Raw genomic sequence first — 15,281 nt, 5'->3', positions numbered from 1 at the left:
GGGAAGCTCCGTGTTAAACCCGGATTCAACGTCCTGCGCGGCTACGGGGGTGCCCTCCCCTCCCCACCCAGGTAGAACATCACCGCCAGAAAGGGCACTCCTACCACCGGCAGGAACGTAGCCATTTTACGGGTCCGGATGAATTGTGCGTCGTGCGGTTTAGTGGGCGGTGTCATGGGAGTAGAGAATTAGCGAGGAAGGGTATTGAGGTCTTTGTTTTGCACCACCCGCCAGTTCTCCATCAGGAAGCCGTGGGGATTGTTTTCCGAGCGCGTTACGTCGCGTAAGGAGCACTCCGAAATGAAGTTGCGGTTGGTAATCGACGTGGCCCGAATCACGCGCTGATGCCCGTAGCAGCGGGCCGTGAGCGGCCGTGAATTGCCGATGACAACGCTGTCCACGCTCATTTCCAGGCTGATGTTAGCGGCTATCAAGTCGTTGTAAAAGCCCTTTTCTTTGAAGTTCTCGTACTGCTTTTTGGCCGAGTTGTCGGCCAGGTACAAGGCCTTGTTCACGTTTAAGTCGATGGCCTTTTGGTCGGGGTCCAGGGTGAAAAACAACTCATGAAACCGGGTGACGTGGCTACGGGCCTCAACCGGCCGGTTCGCCCGCGCATCCTGCGCGCCGGCCGTGAGCAGTTGGCCCCCTCCAACACGTAAATGCGGTTCGCCGCCGCATTGGTCGTTTGAAAAGCGAAGTAGGCAATGGTGCCGGCCAGCAGCAGCACCGCGATGATGAAAATCAGGGCCAGCGTTTTGACTTGCTGAAAAGCAGAGTCGATGGTTTTGAGGGAAGCAAACATGAAGGATAGAATCTGAGGTTGAGGATAGAGCCGCCCTGGTTAGCCCTTGCGGTTGAGGCGGTCCCGCAGAAAGGAGCCAGCCCGATGACCGAAGGCTTCGCCTCGCGTCATATTTTCCCCGGCACCCGCCCGGCCAAAAGCACCCTGAGCCGCCCCCACTCCGGCCCCGAGCGTATCCGCGCCGGTCCGCAGCCCGGCCCCACCCGTTGCCCCGGCAACGGCCGCCGTAGTGGCCGTGGTATTGGTGATGAACGAAGTAGCCGCGCGCCCTACGCCCGAGCCGTCAATCAACATATCAGCCGCTTTCGGCACCATGATATACCCCACGATAGCCAGCACGAGCATACACAGGTAGGCAATGTCGGCCGATTCTGCCATGCCCCCGCGTTGCAGCTGCTCAATGCTTTTGGCAAGCATAGTAACCTGCACATGGGCCAATACTGCTGCGTAAATGTTGGCTACAGGCACCCACAGGGAAATGGTGATGAAGTACCCGAACCACTTCATTAGTCCGCCACCAAAGCCGGGAATGATGGCAATGCCGAAGGCCAGCGGCCCGGCGACGCTGAGCAATACCAGCAGGAAGGTGGAGATAAGGCTGATGGCCAGCTTCGCGGCCAGGGCGCCCAACTCTAGAATGGATTTCACCCACTCGCGAAACTGCTGACCAACGGAGTATTGCATCTGGTTCATTGCCAGGCTGGCCCTGCGGTCCAAATCCAAAGCGCCAAGGTTAGCTAATTCCGCCTCGTACTCTTTGTTTATTTCTAAGTCCGACTTCTTTTTAGCTGCCAAAGCCAGTTCGTCTCGTTGGGCCGTGAGTCGATTAACTTCCGCTAGCTGGCTCGTTCGGATGGAATCGGTGCCGTGGGCTACGGCCATGGTAATGCCCCGTAGTGCCCCGCATAGCGGCACGAATAGTAGAATAGCCAGTCCGATAGCAAAGGGACGCAGTAAGGGGAATAGGTCGATGGGCTCCGCCCGGGCGATGTTGCCCCACACGCGAGAGCTTATAAACAGCAGCGCACCAATGCCGCCAATTGCGCGACCCAAGTTGATGAACTGAGCGGTAAACGTCAACATTTCCGTGTAAATGGCTTCGAGCTTTTGCTCGTACATAGCCATGTTGAGGTCGATTGAAGTTGGGTCCATTGGAAAGGGAAAATGGATATGCGGGTGATGGTAAAAGCAGCCGGGTAGGGCTTATTTAGGCGCGTAGTGCTCATTATGTATCGTTGTCAAACGCCTTTCGCCACGCGCAAAAACGGCGGCTTGCTTTTCGGCCAGTTCACCTATCAGTGCGACTTGTGCAGGGTCTTTTGAGTTGGCGGGGTCCAATTGGTCCAAGGCCGTAAGGTTGGCTTGGCTCTGCTGGATTATTTCGGCAAATCGTTTGGTAGAGTGCTCAATATGTGCTGGGCTAAGCTTTTCCGCGCCTGTCAGGGTGGGGAGTTGCGCGACGTACTCCTTTTGCTTGGCAATCAACTGCTCGTGCTGTTGGCGAATGATAGCCGCCCGAGGGTCCAGATTAGCATCAGGCTGATGCCTTAGCAGCAGTCGTACCCGTGGTAGCGTCCGTGCCGGTTGCAGTGTCCGAACCGCAACCGGCAAGCAGCAGTCCGAGCGCTAGGATGGAAGTGTTTTTCATGGTTTAGGGGCAGAAGGTGAAAGGATAGCAGGAATAGTAGAGAGGCACTTAGCGGCCACCCATGAGGGCGGTCATAGATTCCCGGTCTTGCACTTGTTGGGCCTGCATCTGCGCGATAGCGCGGCATTTGTTGGTGAAGTAGTTCATCAAGTTGTGCTGCTTCACAATGCGGTCAGCTATGTTGTCGATGAATTCAACCCGTTCCGGGTCCGTCATCTTTGACCGGCCAGTGCTCATCACGCCGGCTAGCTCCCCCAGCAGCGCGATGTTTTCCGTTAGGATGCCTTGATAGATAGTAGATGCCTCGCTGAGTTGCGCGGGCGAGAGCTGTTGGGTCCGCAATTCTGGGATAGCCGCTGAGAACTGGCTAATCATTTCGCTTTGGTGCGTATAAATTTCCTGTACGCGGCGATAGTTGCGGACCCCGGCACTTATTTGCAGCAGGCTGCTATACCATTGGTCGTGCAGGGCTTGCGTCTTGTCGATAACGCCCTTAATCTGGCCGCTTACCTTCGTCATATCGGACGCCAGCACCTTGCCTTGCCCCAGTAGAGTAGCAGAGACGCCTTGATGAACGATTTGCTTGCGAGAGCTTTTCTCCGCAATTGGAGCCGAGATAACGGCCGGCATTTGGGCATGAGCCGGGCCAGCTAGTAAGGCTAGGCCCAGAGCAAGAAATTTGGTGCTTGCGTTCATGGCTGAGGGAGCTGAAAGTGAGAAAAAGACTAGCGGGCACCCATCAGCGCGTTAAGCGCCTGCGCGTCGTTCGCCTTTTGCTCCGCTAGGTTCATTTGCACGATGTTGCGTTGGGTGAAGTAGTTGATTAAGCCCAACTGACCAGAGATTTTCACGTCCAGCTTATCAATGAAGCGCATCCTTTCCGCATCCGTCATTTTGAGCATCGCCGGGCTCACGATGGTTTGCAGGTCCGAAAGCGTGTTTGCGCTTTCCGTCAGCATTTTGGTATAGATGGTCGTCATGTCGGACAGCTGTTCCGGTTTCACGAATGGCGACTGCCGCAGCGTTTCGATAGCCGTTGAGTAAGTCTGGATGATTCTCCCCTGCTTCTCAAAAACCGACTGCACGCGCCGGTACGAGCGCACGGCCGAGCTGACTTGCAGCAGGCCATCGTACCAGTTCTTGGCCAGCATCATATTCTTTTCCGAAAATACTTTGGTCAGTTCCTGTTCTTTTACCCCAGCTTTTACCAGCACGTTTGCCGCTTTGGAAAGGCCCTTCATGGTGTTTTGCAGTCCCGTTTGAACGCCTGACTGCACTTCGAGCACCGGTGCCGTAACCACGAGCCTGCGCGGAGGCTTTGCCGGCGCTGAGGGCGAGGATAGCCAGGCCCAGGATGGTGACTTTCGTTTCCATGATTTTTCCCCTTTTGTTGAAAATTAAGCCCGGCCTTCGCGCAGGTCGGCCGCAAACAGCTTGATGGCCGTGGGCATATCCCCGGTCTGCTTGAACTTCTCAAATAGCCGCACTTTCTCGGTTTCCTCGGTGGTGTAGGTCACGTATTCTTCCTTCGACACCTCGATGGCGTACACCTTGGACACGACCCCGCCCAGGCTGATGAATACCTCCGTGTAGCGGCCCCGGGTGGCTTTGTTGTCGCGGTTGATGCTCAGCACCAGGTCCTTTTCCTTGGGCGTGAGCGAAAGCAGCGCCTGAATCTCCTCGAAGCGGTTGATGAACTTGCGCTGGTCGAGCAGAATCTTGCAGTCCGAGTTGTTGATGATGGCGTCCTTGACAATCTCATTGCCGATGATGTCGTCGATTTCCTGCGTCACCACGATGGCCTCGCCGAAGAACTTGCGTACCGTCTTAAAGAGATACTTGATGTAGGCGGCCATGCCGGGCGTAGTCAGCGCCTTCCAGGCCTCCTCAATCAGAATCATCTTCCGTACGCCCTTGAGCTTGCGCATCTTGGAGATGAAGGTTTCCATGATGATGAGTGTGACCACCGGAAACAGGATGGGGTGGTCCTTGATGTTGTCGAGCTCGAACACGATGAAGGGGGCCTGCACGAGGTCCAGCTCTTTCTCGGAGTTCAGCAGGTAGTCGTACTCGCCGCCCCGGTAGTAGGGCTTGAGCACGTAGATGAAGTTATCAATATCGAAATCCTTCTCCCGGACCTTTTCCTCCTCCAGAATCTTGCGGTACGGCCCTTTAACAAATTCGTAGAACGTGTTGAAGCTCGGCTTGATAAGCGCGTTGGCTTCCAGCATCACGTAATACAAGCTGACGGCCGTGGAGAGCGACACGTACTCCGACTGGCTCACCGTTTCGTCGTCCTTTTTCCACAGCGCCTGCAGCAGCGTTTTGATGGATTCCTTCTTTTCGACGTCCAGCTTGCCCGAAATCAGGAAGGGGTTAAAGGCAATCGGGTCGTCTTCCTCGTAGGTGAAATAGACCCCGCCCACCAGTTCGCAGAGCCCTTTGTAGGAATTGCCGGTGTCCACCAGCAGCACGTGCGCGCCCTGCTCGTAGTACTGGCGCACCATGTGGTTGGTGAAAAACGACTTGCCCGAGCCCGAGGGCCCCAGCACGAACTTGTTGCGGTTGAAGATGATTTGCTTCTTCATCGGCTCATCCGAAATGTCCACCAGCACGGGCTTGCCGGTGAGCCGGTCGGACAGCTTGATGCCCTTGGTGGCCCCGGTGCTGCGGTAGTTGGTTTCGCAGGCCCAGAAGCAGACGGCCTGCTCGATGAAGGTGTAGAAGGTCTCCTCGGCGGGGAAGTCGCCGGCGTTTCCCGGGATGCCGCCCCAGTAGAGCGCGGCGATATCCACGGTGTTTTGCCGCGGCTTGCAGTTCATGGTGTTGAAGGCCGCGTTCACCAGTTTGCGCACCTCGGTCAGCTCCTCCTCGTGCCGGCCCCAGGTGAGCACGTTGCAGTGCACCCGCACCGGCCGGCGCTTGTGGGCAGTAAGCTCGTTGAGAAAGGCGTTGTAGTATTCGAAGTTGATGGCGTTCTGCCGGGAGTAGAGCGAGAGCGAGTTCAGCCGGTCCTTCTTCTGCTCGAAGGTCTTAACCGTCTTGGTGGTGCTATCCAGGAACACGTACTGGTTCAGGATGTGGTTGGCGCCCAGCAGCAAGCCCAGCGGCGCGGCGAAGCTGATGGGGAAGTCCGAGTATTCGGTGCTGTATTGCTCGTAGCGAATATCCGTTTCAACCGAAGTGGGCAAGTCGTCGAGGTTGGCCACCGAGAACATCTGGCAGAACTCCGCCCCCACTTTCAGCCCCTGGGTCAGGTCCAGGTCCACCTGCAGGGCCTGGTCGGACAGGTCCAGCGCCAGGTACTTTTCCAGCAGCCCGGCCTTTTCGGCCGTGCCGGCCAGCTCATCCGAGGTGAGGCGGTGCGAGCGGATGTAGGGCGCGTTGGTAGGCCCCACCCCTTCCAGGGTGCGCACGAACTGGCCCACGTTGTCGAAAAAGCTTTCCAGCACCTTGGTGTCGAGCATGTCCTTGGGCACGATGTTGCGCCGGGCCAGCAGCCCCGAGGTGCTGCCCCAGTTGGGCCGCTCCGACGAGGTTTTGGTGATGTAGAGGTAGCAGAAGTGATTCAGGAAGGGCCGCTCGTTGAAGTGGCGCTCGTAGGCCGACGAGAGCAGGGTGCGCTCGGCCTCGAAGCCGGGGGCGTACTTGTCCTCCACGTACCAGTCCTGCTTGTGCACCACGCAGTGGTCGGGCAGCAGGCGCACGGCTTTCACGAAAGCGGCCTGCAGCTGGGCGTAGTCTTCCCGCGAGAGAGTGAAGATTTCGGGCAAATCCAGCCGAAAGGCCACGGTCACGTCCGCATTCTTCGAGATGAGGCAGTCTTTTTCCACCTTGTAGATGGGCTGCTTGGATTCCAGGGAAACGGAGGGCAGAACCTTATTGCTCATAGGCAGTGAAAGCACCCAAAACCAGCCGCTAGGCGCGGCTGGTCGGGTCCTCGTTGAGGCGTTGGAATAAGCGGCTGTGCCGGTTGGTGATGTACTTGGGCGACGAGCGCCGGGCGGCGGCCTTCATCAGCCCGTGCTCGCCGTAGCGGCGGTTCAGGGCAAACACCCCGGCCCACATGCCGCCCCCGGCCAGAAAGGTGCCCAGCACCGTGAGCAGCAGGGGCACGCCGAGCAGGTAGCAGGTCACGAACAATGCGAACACCAGCCCGATGCCGGCCACTAGGAAGTAAATGTTGCTGCCCACCAGGCCCTTGAATTCGACGGGCTTGTTGATGCCGCGATTGAGGTCGTAGATGGGCACGGCGACGGCTTAGAGGAAGAAGGAGCGTACCACCGTGGCCACGATGACCAGGAAAATCATGGAGCCGAACCACGACACCGCCGTTTTCTGGGTGTCCTGGTCGCCCGAGTTCCACTTGCCGTACACCTTGATGGCCCCGACCAGGCCCAGCACCGCGCCGATGGCGTACATGAGCTTGGTGAGCGGGTCAAAGTAGCTGGTCACCTGCGTGGTGGCATCCTGAATGCCGGCCGTGCCGTTGCCGGCGCCTTGGGCGTACAGAAGCTGGGAGGTGAGTAGCAGGGCACACAGGGTCAGGGAAGTAAAAAGTGCTTCTTGTTCATCACAACAGGGAAAGAATTAGAGGAAAGGGAATGGGTGAAAGGGACAGGGCCTGGATTAGGCCTCGTCCATCTCTAAGAGAGCGTTGAGCTCCGCGTTGAAGTGGTCCAGGTGCTGGGCCATCTGCTCGGCCAGGCAGGAGCCCTGCAGGGCCGCGGGCAGGGGCGGATTCTGGCCCGCCTGCAGCCGGGCGATGTATTCGCTGACCGAATCGGCGGCCACCAACTGCGAGGCCGGCTCGGCGGTGATAATGTCCAGCAGCGACGCCACCGGCTCGTCGAACGTGGCCAGGGGCTCGTAGCCATCCACTGAAGGTTCGGCTGAAATGGTGTCCGGTTCCAGGGCCGCGACAGTGGGCTGCAATTCTTCCTCCTCGGTTTGCGAAGGCACCTGCTGCCGAACCAGGGCCGCCAGCCGCTCATCGGCTTGGTCGGCCTCTTCGGTCCGGGCTTCGTCCTGCACCTGAGCTTCAGGCTGAGTTGATTGCGTAGCGTCCAGGGGAGTCTCCTCGCTACGGCTCTCGTCCTGGCCGGTAGCGGCGGCGGTTGAGTCGGGCAGCTCCCCTCCTACCACACTCTCGGCCGCCGTGGGAAGGTTTTCCGCTGCGCCGCCGGCTGGGCTTTCAGTTTCAGCGTCGGCATCGACAGGTGCGGATTCCGCCGCTGCTGCCGGGGCAAAGGCCGAGGTGGGGCGCACCAGGGCCGGGGAGCCATCGCGCCCGCCCTGGCGAGCTGAGCGCTGGCGGGCTTGTTGCCGGGCCTGAGCAGGGCGGTGAGTTCAGCCCGGTAGTACAGCAGGGCAACCACGAGGTAGTAGCAGAGGACTAGAGCCAGGGTAAACAAACCAAACTGACTCCAGGAATAGGCGCTGAGCATCGAAAGGAATTAGCGTGGCACCCCGGGTCAACCAGGCCGGGCGTGGAACTGCCAAACCGGGGTTTGACGCTGCAAACCTATCGGCCCCCAAAACCCGATTAGTAGAAAGTTGACGAACGGTTGGAATTGGGTGGTGAGGTGCACCCTCTCCACACGAATGGCGTACCTTGTTTTTGCCAAAAGGCCCGCAGCAGGTCCGGCGGCAGCATCCTTTGCTATCCATGAAGCGCTATCAGACCACATGCCATGAGCGGTAGGTACCAACCTAACCGCTCCCATGAAACAACCCAAAAACGCTGGGCCTGGTCGGCCCGGCAGCGCGGCCGCTGCCATCACCGCCGCGACCACCGTATCACGTCCCCCGCGCCGTGGTTTCTGCGTGAGAAGTGGCACCAGCACCGGTCCATAACCCGGCAGGCGCTGCACCAGCTACTTGCTGGCCACGACGAGGGGCACGTCAGCTTTACCTATCAGCCCCGCCACGGCGGCCGCTACGATTGGGCGTAAACACCAGGGGCCCGCTGCTGCAGCGGGCCCCTGGTGTTTACCGTATTTAAAGCGAAAAAAGGCGGCCTAGCCCCGGACCAGAAAATCGGTGAGATTGTCCGGTAGCGGATGTTCTTCCAGGCGCTCGGCAATCTGCTCAACCGGCAGGCCGGAGAGTAGCAGGCTGGTAGGCTCGTAGGATGGATACGTCCGGCGCGTCGGCTGGGGAGATGCCAAACTGCTGGGTGGCATCTAGGTGCGGGTTAAGGTAGCTGAGCACGGCCATCCAGTCAGTGGTTTTCGGGGTGTTGAGCCCGCCCGGGAAAGTGGCTCCCCGCTCCAGCCATTTGCGGCAGGCCAGCTCAGCGTGCCACGCGAAGCTGGACATGCGCAGGAAGGTATCCAGTTCGCGGTAGCTCGCAAAAGGAGCGCGGTCTGATTTCCAGAAAGGCGGCTTTTCGAAGGGTTGTTCCATCCTACAAGATACGCATAAAAAGGCTGTTAATGACACTTTTAAGCCCTTTTTAGGTGAGTTGAGGGAGGCTTTGAAATGTCCGGAAGCGGTTGGTTTTGACCCTAACCCACCAAGTGAATGCGGCTCTTGAGGCTCGTCTTTGCAGGAACGGCTGACAGCAATGTAGTCCTTGCCCAGCAGCACGCTGCTTTCCTCGTAGGCCTGCACGTGGTCGAGGTTGACGATGTAGGAGCGGTGGGTTTTAAAGAATTGGTCGGGCAGCTTCTGCTCCAGCTCCCTGAGCGTGGAGTCAAATACGAAGTTCTCCTTGACCGTGTGCAGGCGCACGTAGTTCTGCAGGGCCTCAAAGTAGAGGATGTCGCGCAGCAGCACCTTGACGTGGCCCGAGCCTTTGCGCACGAACAGGTATTCCTTGAACTTGGGACAGCGCTCGGCGGCGCCAAGAACCTCGTCCCCGGCGGCTCCGGCCAGGTCCGTCACGGGGCCAATAGGCCCGGCCTGGTAAGCATTGTAGAGGGCCAGCTCAATCTGAGCCCGTAGCGAATCATCCGTGAAGGGCTTAACCAGGTAGCCGTAGGGCTGGGCCAGCTTGGCGCGGTTGAGCGTGGCTGAGTCGGAGCGGGCGGTGAGAAACACCACGGGCACGGCAAACTGCCGACGCACGAGCAGGGCCGCGGCAATGCCGTCGCAGTCGCCGGCGATGTTAATGTCCATGAGCACCAGCTCCACGGGTTGCTGCGCCAGCACCTGCAGGGCTTCGTCACTGCTGTCGACGGGTTCGAGCGGGTTATGACCCAGGCGGACCAGGGCCCGCTGGATTTCATCCGCAATCAGTAATTCGTCTTCAACAATGAGAATGGTTGCCATAGGGTAGAGTAGCAATATGGCACCGCCAGGCCCCGGCTTAGTTGCGGGTGACCTCCATGCGGGTGCCGGTGGGTTCGGATGGAGAGGCCGTCACAGTTGCTTTTAACTGCTTAGCGAGCCGGTGCACGAGCTGCAACCCGAGCGAGCGGGACGCGGCCTCCCCTCCTCCCCCACTGGGCAAGCCGACGCCGTTGTCGATGACGCACAGCTGAAAGCCCGTGGGACGAGGAGAAAGGGAAACGTGCAGGTGGCCCGGCCCGGGGCCCCGAAAAGCGTGCTTGTGCGCATTGCTGACTAATTCGTTTACCAACAGACCGAAGGACGTCGCCTCGCGAGCCTCCAAAACCAGCGGGTGGAGGTCAGTGCTGAGCTGCACGGGGCGCTCGTCCGAGTTGTGTGAAAGATGAAGAAAATCAAGCAGTTCGGCCAGATAGGCGTCCAGGCGAACCTGCGCCAGGTCGTCGGCCCGGTACAGGAATTCGTGCACCAGGGCCATGCTTTGAATGCGGGCCTGACTGGCGGCCAGCGCGGCCGTCAGCGCCGGCTCGGGCAGCACGCTGCTCTGCCAGGCCAGCAGGCTGCTGACCAGCTGCAGGTTGTTTTTACCCGGTGGTGTATTTCCTGCAGGAGCACCTCTTTCTCGGCCGCCGATTGGCGATTAACCTCGTTGGCCACGGCCAGCAAGGCTTTCTGCCGCCGCAGTCGCCAATGCAGCCACGCGCCCACGCCCAGGGTGGCCGTCAACCCGCCCAGCAGCAACAGAAGAGATTGCAGCCGGGCCCGCTGGGTGCGCTGCTCGTACTCGGCCGCGCGTTTCTGCTGCGTGAGCAGCTGTACATTGTAGCCCACCTGCAGCTGGGCCAACGCCTGGGCTTTGTCGCGGCTGAAGAGCGAATCCTGCAAGCCTTGGGCCTGTTTATCCAGCTCTATAGAGCGCGCTACGTGGCCCAGGTCGGCCTGCGCCCAGGCCAGAGCCGCTAGGGCCTCGGCCTCGTACTCGGGCATCGGCGTCTCCCGAGCCATACGCAAGGCCAATTCCGCCGCCTGCTGCGACGCTGCCGGGCGGCCAATCTGTCGGTAGGTGCGGGCTAATGCCAGGGCACAGGCCGTCGCGTGGGAAGGGAAGTGGTGCTGTTGCAAGAGCTTCAAGGCCCGCCGTATGTTGGTCACCGCAGAATCCAGCCGGGCCGGGGTATGCGGGCGCAGCAGGGCGTACACCTCCCCTTGGAACTGGTACACCATCCCCTGCCCCCGGGCGTCACCGGCTTGCTGCATTGGGGGCAATGCCCGTTTCGCGTAGTGCAGTACTGAGTCGTACTGCTCCAAAACCATGAAGCTGGTGGCCAGATTTAGCAGCAGGCCGCCCCGCTCCTTGGGGGTTACCCGGGCGGCCCCGGCCTGCTGCCGGTAGGCCAGCCGCATCCACCGCAGCCCCTGGGCCGCGTCCTTGGTGTCCACGGCCAGCATCCCCAGGCACTGCGTAAAGCGCCACAGCTGCGGCAGTGCATGGGCCCGGGCCAACTCCACCCCTGCTGGCTGTATTTAGTGGCGCCCACGTAGTCGCTGCTCCGCTCGCAGAACACCACCAGCTGGAAAAGCGCCTCGGCTGCGCCCTGCCAGTCGCGTCGGCGGGTGGCCAGTGCGACGGCCTGCTCGCCGACTGGCCGGGCATCCGGGTCCGCCTGCGTAAACAGCTCGTCGCGCAGGGCTCCCAGGAGCCGAAAACGTGTTGAGTCGGATAAGTCCCGCTGCTGCAGCAGACCCCGCAAGGAATCGCTGGTCGCTAGGCTACGGGCCGATGGGTTTGGTAGGAGTGGCGTTTCCGCCTTCGCCACGGCACCGGCCAATACCATGGCTAAGGCAACAGCCAACTTGTTACAATTTAGAAGCATATCGGGTAGCGATAAAGCTCCTCCCCTCCCCTACTCGTTCAGCGGAGCAAGGATACCAAGACGGGGAAGACGGGAATAGAAAGGCCCGCGCCGAGGCAGCGGGCCTTAGGATAGATTCGAGTAGCGGCAACGCTACTTTTTGGGGCTCATCATCTGCCGCAGCTGCCGTTGCAGCGCTTTCTGGATTTGCTGCTCGTGCTGCTCCACGAACTGATTCAGGATGTTGTGGATGACGTCCGCCGAGGAGGCGCCCCCGCCCAGCAGCAACCCCATTTGCTGGAAAAGCTGCTGATGCGTCGCCGTAATGCGCACCTGGAAGGTTTTCTTTTCCTCCGAGGGAGCATAAAGGCCCTCAAATGAGAACTGCAGGGTGTTGCCCGTAGCCGATGCCGGCGTGGGTTCCACCCCTGGTCTTCATCCAGGGCGTTTTCTGGCTCCTCTCCTGCCACTGTAACCGGTTGTGCCACTTGGGTCGGGGCTACCCGCTCCTTGGGCTCTTTTTCACCCTTTGGTTCTGCCTTAGGCTCCGGTGCTGTGGGCGTCATCACTGGCGTTGGTGCCTCCACTACGGGTACAGCGGTAGGTACGGCAGCTATTGGCTCAACCGGTGCGGGGGCTACGGGCGGTGCTGCTTGGGTAGTTGCTGCTGCGGTAGCTGGGGCCGGGACTGCAGCCGGTTCGGGAGCTGGAATTGCGAAGGGCTGGCTGGGCCCCATGTGGCTGATGGAAGCGACGGAGCCCGTCAGGCGGGCTAGTTCGGCCATCTGTTCTTCCGGGGTAAGCTTGGGCTTTTTGGTGGTGGCTTTTGCCATGATGGACAAGCGTTAAGGCGTGGGAATGAAATGCGGGAAAACCGGAAGCGCTTACTCGGCCTCCACGGCCGCGGGCGTGGGCTCTACCGGCGGCGGGGTGTAGGCAATGGCTTTCCCCGAGGGTGTAACTTGCCCCTCCCCTACTACCAGGGTGAGGATTTCCATGATGAGCTGGCCCAGGCCCAGGCGATTGAGGTCGCGCTCGGGCAAGGGGAACATGGTCGAGCGGTTTTCCTTGTAGGTCATCAGCAGCTCCACCCGGCTCGTGAGCAGCGGCATTTCCTTCTCCTTGAAAAGGGCCTCGGTCTTCTCGTAAATGGCTTTCTTCTCGGCTTTTACAAACTTGTTCCAGAAGGCGTAATAGCCCTGCAGGTTGGAGTCTGCATCGCGTGACTGCACGAACTGACCCAGAATGGCCATGTAGGACATGGTGGAAGCAATGGAGCCCTTGTCCGGCTCGATGGGCAGAAAGATGTAATCGACCAGTCGCAGCAGCTCCGGCAAGCCCATCACGTTCACGGTGCCGGGGGTATCCACCAAAATGAAGTCGTAGTCCTGCTCCAACAGCCCTTCAATGGAGGCCACCGCCTTTTCGACGCTGGAGATGATAACCGGGTAAGGCGGCACCCCCTGCTTGATTAGCCGGGCCTGAAAAGCCGACTCGGACTGCAGGCGGTGCTGCTCTTCCAGCCGGTAGGCATGCAGGGAGTTCTGCGGGTAGTCACAGTCTACCATGGCGACCTTGTAGCCATAGTAGTAGCACAGGGCGGATGCCATGTGGGTGCCAATCGTGGACTTTCCCGCCCCTCCCTTCTGGGTAGCAAACGCGATAACGTGAGGTTGTGTCATAAGGCAATTCAGGAGTGGTAAAAGGGCTGTGTGGGGCAGAGTTGCTTTGTTGCAACTAGCTCTTGTTGCAAAGTTGCAAAAGATAATTGTTGCAATGCCACAACGTTAGGTTGTTGCAAAGTAAGGATGTGCAAATGAACATTGTTGCAAAGTTGCAAATAAACAAAGTTGCTCTAGTTGTTTGTCACAATGTGGCGAAGGTACATCGTGGCATTGTTGCAAAGCAACTCTGTTGCGATAAATTATTGCAGGTGTTATGAACCGTGTTGCATAGGTGCAAAGTTGTGAAGTGGCTTTGTTGCAAAATTGGCGTAGTGTTTTGAGAAGGCTAAAAATGTAGTAGGAGTGACATTGTGGCAAAGTTGTAGTGTTGCGTTGTGGCAACACGAATGTTGCTCAACGTTTCATCATAAGACGATGAATGCATTTAATACAAGCGAATTTTAGTGGCATAGTTGCAATGTTGCAATGTTGTGTGGTTGCAATTGATATTGCCATCGAAATCTAGCCCTAGCCCCGTTCATTGTCCTCGTTCAGGTGTTGGTTCACCGCTCAGCAAGCCATGTCTTTGTGTACACAAAGACATGGCTTGCTGGTCCTCTGTGCGGGGTTCTGGTTACTGGTGCGAGGATAAAGCAGGTGGTGTGGAATAGCCCTATTAGTGCTTTTAGCCGTAGGAAGCTCCTGTAAAGCCATTCAACGGACGCATGCACGAAGAAACCAGCCCGCACCCAATTGAGCCCAACCGCGACGCTCAGATTCACTTTCGCGTGACCGCCGACGAGAAGAAAGCCATTGCCGCCAAGGCCAAAGCGGCCGGCTTCAAGAAGGTTTCCGATTATCTCCGAGTGGTCGGATTGGGGACCGAAGTAAGGGAAGTGTTACCCGCTGAACTACGAAAGCAGCTCGTTGGTATTGGCACAAATTTAAATCAGATGGCGCGGCTGGCTCAGGCCGGTAAGGCATTCAGTAGCCATGAAGAGCAGCTGGTGCAGGCCTTAACTATTATCAGGGGGTATCTGGTATGATAGCGAAAACCACCACGGGGAGTGACTTTGAAGGGGCCCTTACGTACGGGGCCGGTCAGCGAAAGGGCAAGGGAAAAGAGCCCGGCGAAGCGCCACTTCTGGTCGTTTCCAATGTCATTCCGGGCAGCCCAAAGGAGATGGCGCAGGAGATGAAAAGCATCGCCAGTCAGAGTAAAAAAATACGAAAACCGGTGTGGCATACCATTCTTTCCTGGACCGAGGGGGAGGCCGTTAGCCTGCAGCAAAAAGTGGCGGCGGCCCGCCGGTATTGTGAGTTGATTGGGGCGCCCATCGACCGCCACCAGGTAGTCGTGTACGAGCACCGCGACAAGAAGCACGCCCACGTGCACATCTACCTTAATCGGGTGCCGATTGACGGCGGCCCCGCTCTGCGGACGGACAATAACTTCTACCGGCAGCCGGCCATCACCCGTCAGATAAGCCAGGAGCTGGGCATGCAGCCCTTGCCCGAGCGCCGCCGCAGCATCAAGGACCTCGACCCGAAAAAGGAAGCCGCCCGCGAGCAGGTAGGCCAAGCCTTAAAGCACTTGTTTAGCCTGCCCGATAGGGGAGGGGAGGAGTGGCTGGCGGCCCAGCTGCTGAACCAGCAGATAAGCGTGCGCTACACCCACGACCGAGGTGGCACCTTGCGGGGGTGAGCTTCGAATGGAGCGGAATAAGAGTGAAGGGACAAGAAGCGGGCTACAAGGCGGGGCAACTGCGCGAGGAGTTTGCTAGAGCAAGGACAGAGCAGGCAAAGCAGCAAAGCCCGCTCAAACCCGTAACCGGCTTAATCTCCAAGCTGCCGGTACCAGCAAACCAGGAGCCACCGAAGCGAAACGTAAAATTGAAACCAGGCAAGTAGTTTCCTGAATCACTCAACTCCCTTTATCAACGGCACCGCCGACGGTATAACCTTTTATGAGCGGTGCCATTCGTGTGTTGCAGGTGCGCCTCACCCCTGACTTTCTGCTG

18 protein-coding genes are annotated in these 15,281 nt (G+C 58.9%); 3 read left to right on the top strand and 15 right to left on the bottom strand.

Annotated features, from left to right (window positions below; translation table 11 throughout):
* Nucleotides 1–41: 41 nt before the first annotated feature.
* From ACFQT0_RS26815 to ACFQT0_RS26770, 10 genes are all read right to left on the bottom strand, one after another.
* Nucleotides 42–176: a hypothetical protein gene (locus ACFQT0_RS26815; protein ID WP_380206297.1), complete on the bottom strand. Its 135-nt coding sequence runs from the start codon at nt 174–176 to the stop codon at nt 42–44.
* Nucleotides 177–188: 12 nt separating this feature from the next.
* Nucleotides 189–638, bottom strand: coding sequence for a conjugative transposon protein TraK (gene traK, locus ACFQT0_RS26810; protein ID WP_380206431.1), 450 nt, complete (start codon nt 636–638; stop codon nt 189–191).
* Between the two features lie 203 nt (nt 639–841).
* Entirely contained in the window at nt 842–1,954 is a 1,113-nt protein-coding gene (locus tag ACFQT0_RS26805) for a hypothetical protein (protein ID WP_380206296.1), read from the bottom strand.
* Nucleotides 1,955–2,005: 51 nt separating this feature from the next.
* The gene (locus tag ACFQT0_RS26800; protein WP_380206295.1) at nt 2,006–2,287 is read right to left on the bottom strand and encodes a hypothetical protein; all 282 of its coding nucleotides are present in this window, start codon (nt 2,285–2,287) and stop codon (nt 2,006–2,008) included.
* Nucleotides 2,288–2,498: 211 nt separating this feature from the next.
* Nucleotides 2,499–2,984 carry a hypothetical protein gene (locus tag ACFQT0_RS26795; RefSeq protein WP_380206294.1) on the bottom strand — a complete coding sequence of 162 codons (486 nt, stop codon included), beginning with the start codon at nt 2,982–2,984 and terminating at the stop codon, nt 2,499–2,501.
* A gap of 191 nt (nt 2,985–3,175) precedes the next feature.
* Nucleotides 3,176–3,736 carry a hypothetical protein gene (locus ACFQT0_RS26790; protein WP_380206293.1) on the bottom strand — a complete coding sequence of 187 codons (561 nt, stop codon included), beginning with the start codon at nt 3,734–3,736 and terminating at the stop codon, nt 3,176–3,178.
* A 111-nt stretch (nt 3,737–3,847) separates the two neighbouring features.
* Nucleotides 3,848–6,340: a TraG family conjugative transposon ATPase gene (locus ACFQT0_RS26785; protein ID WP_380206292.1), complete on the bottom strand. Its 2,493-nt coding sequence runs from the start codon at nt 6,338–6,340 to the stop codon at nt 3,848–3,850.
* Between the two features lie 28 nt (nt 6,341–6,368).
* Complete coding sequence (locus ACFQT0_RS26780) at nt 6,369–6,701, bottom strand: DUF4133 domain-containing protein (RefSeq protein WP_380206291.1); 333 nt, start codon at nt 6,699–6,701, stop codon at nt 6,369–6,371.
* 9 nt (nt 6,702–6,710) lie between these two features.
* The gene (locus tag ACFQT0_RS26775) at nt 6,711–6,998 is read right to left on the bottom strand and encodes a DUF4134 domain-containing protein (protein ID WP_380206430.1); all 288 of its coding nucleotides are present in this window, start codon (nt 6,996–6,998) and stop codon (nt 6,711–6,713) included.
* Nucleotides 6,999–7,079: 81 nt separating this feature from the next.
* A complete protein-coding gene (locus ACFQT0_RS26770; protein ID WP_380206290.1) occupies nt 7,080–7,718 on the bottom strand; it encodes a hypothetical protein in 639 nt (212 codons plus the stop codon).
* A gap of 425 nt (nt 7,719–8,143) precedes the next feature.
* Between ACFQT0_RS26770 and ACFQT0_RS26765 the strand changes: the two genes are divergently transcribed.
* Nucleotides 8,144–8,404 (top strand): hypothetical protein, encoded by a 261-nt coding sequence (locus tag ACFQT0_RS26765; protein ID WP_380206289.1) that lies wholly within the window; start codon nt 8,144–8,146, stop codon nt 8,402–8,404.
* A gap of 136 nt (nt 8,405–8,540) precedes the next feature.
* Here the strand turns inward: ACFQT0_RS26765 and ACFQT0_RS26760 are convergent, their stop codons facing one another.
* The 5 genes from ACFQT0_RS26760 to ACFQT0_RS26740 all read right to left on the bottom strand — a co-directional run bounded on the left by ACFQT0_RS26760 (nt 8,541) and on the right by ACFQT0_RS26740 (nt 13,278).
* Nucleotides 8,541–9,725, bottom strand: a complete 1,185-nt coding sequence (locus ACFQT0_RS26760) for a LytR/AlgR family response regulator transcription factor (RefSeq protein ID WP_380206288.1) — start codon at nt 9,723–9,725, stop codon at nt 8,541–8,543.
* 37 nt (nt 9,726–9,762) lie between these two features.
* Entirely contained in the window at nt 9,763–10,281 is a 519-nt protein-coding gene (locus ACFQT0_RS26755) for a sensor histidine kinase (protein ID WP_380206287.1), read from the bottom strand.
* Nucleotides 10,260–11,192 carry a hypothetical protein gene (locus ACFQT0_RS26750; RefSeq protein ID WP_380206286.1) on the bottom strand — a complete coding sequence of 311 codons (933 nt, stop codon included), beginning with the start codon at nt 11,190–11,192 and terminating at the stop codon, nt 10,260–10,262. Before ACFQT0_RS26750 ends, ACFQT0_RS26755 begins: the two co-directional genes overlap by 22 nt.
* A 557-nt stretch (nt 11,193–11,749) precedes the next feature.
* Nucleotides 11,750–12,022, bottom strand: a complete 273-nt coding sequence (locus ACFQT0_RS26745; RefSeq protein WP_380206285.1) for a hypothetical protein — start codon at nt 12,020–12,022, stop codon at nt 11,750–11,752.
* Between the two features lie 458 nt (nt 12,023–12,480).
* Nucleotides 12,481–13,278 (bottom strand): ParA family protein, encoded by a 798-nt coding sequence (locus ACFQT0_RS26740; RefSeq protein WP_380206284.1) that lies wholly within the window; start codon nt 13,276–13,278, stop codon nt 12,481–12,483.
* 707 nt (nt 13,279–13,985) lie between these two features.
* On the opposite strand from ACFQT0_RS26740, the gene ACFQT0_RS26735 reads away from it, so the two are divergent.
* Together ACFQT0_RS26735 and ACFQT0_RS26730 are read left to right on the top strand one after the other, a co-directional pair.
* Nucleotides 13,986–14,306, top strand: coding sequence for a plasmid mobilization protein (locus tag ACFQT0_RS26735; RefSeq protein WP_380206283.1), 321 nt, complete (start codon nt 13,986–13,988; stop codon nt 14,304–14,306).
* Entirely contained in the window at nt 14,303–14,965 is a 663-nt protein-coding gene (locus ACFQT0_RS26730) for a relaxase/mobilization nuclease domain-containing protein (RefSeq protein ID WP_380206282.1), read from the top strand. The genes ACFQT0_RS26735 and ACFQT0_RS26730 overlap by 4 nt, the downstream gene beginning before the upstream one ends.
* Nucleotides 14,966–15,281 lie beyond the last annotated feature (316 nt).

Origin of the sequence: Hymenobacter humi, from assembly GCF_042665855.1 — a bacterium.
GTDB classification, from domain to species: domain Bacteria; phylum Bacteroidota; class Bacteroidia; order Cytophagales; family Hymenobacteraceae; genus Hymenobacter; species Hymenobacter humi.
Note: the sequence above shows the minus strand (reverse complement) of the source record. Positions and strands in the feature narration are given on the sequence as shown.

Bases quoted from the DNA above. Each gene is read 5' to 3' on its own strand.
- ACFQT0_RS26730 (WP_380206282.1), top strand. From the start codon at position 14,303: ATGATAGCGAAAACCACCACGGGGAGTGACTTTGAAGGGGCCCTTACG.
- ACFQT0_RS26805 (WP_380206296.1), bottom strand. From the start codon at position 1,954: ATGGACCCAACTTCAATCGACCTCAACATGGCTATGTACGAGCAAAAG.
- ACFQT0_RS26760 (WP_380206288.1), bottom strand. From the start codon at position 9,725: ATGGCAACCATTCTCATTGTTGAAGACGAATTACTGATTGCGGATGAA.
- ACFQT0_RS26785 (WP_380206292.1), bottom strand. From the start codon at position 6,340: ATGAGCAATAAGGTTCTGCCCTCCGTTTCCCTGGAATCCAAGCAGCCC.
- ACFQT0_RS26740 (WP_380206284.1), bottom strand. From the start codon at position 13,278: ATGACACAACCTCACGTTATCGCGTTTGCTACCCAGAAGGGAGGGGCG.
- ACFQT0_RS26815 (WP_380206297.1), bottom strand. From the start codon at position 176: ATGACACCGCCCACTAAACCGCACGACGCACAATTCATCCGGACCCGT.
- ACFQT0_RS26735 (WP_380206283.1), top strand. From the start codon at position 13,986: ATGCACGAAGAAACCAGCCCGCACCCAATTGAGCCCAACCGCGACGCT.
- ACFQT0_RS26765 (WP_380206289.1), top strand. From the start codon at position 8,144: ATGAGCGGTAGGTACCAACCTAACCGCTCCCATGAAACAACCCAAAAA.
- ACFQT0_RS26750 (WP_380206286.1), bottom strand. From the start codon at position 11,192: ATGCTGGCCGTGGACACCAAGGACGCGGCCCAGGGGCTGCGGTGGATG.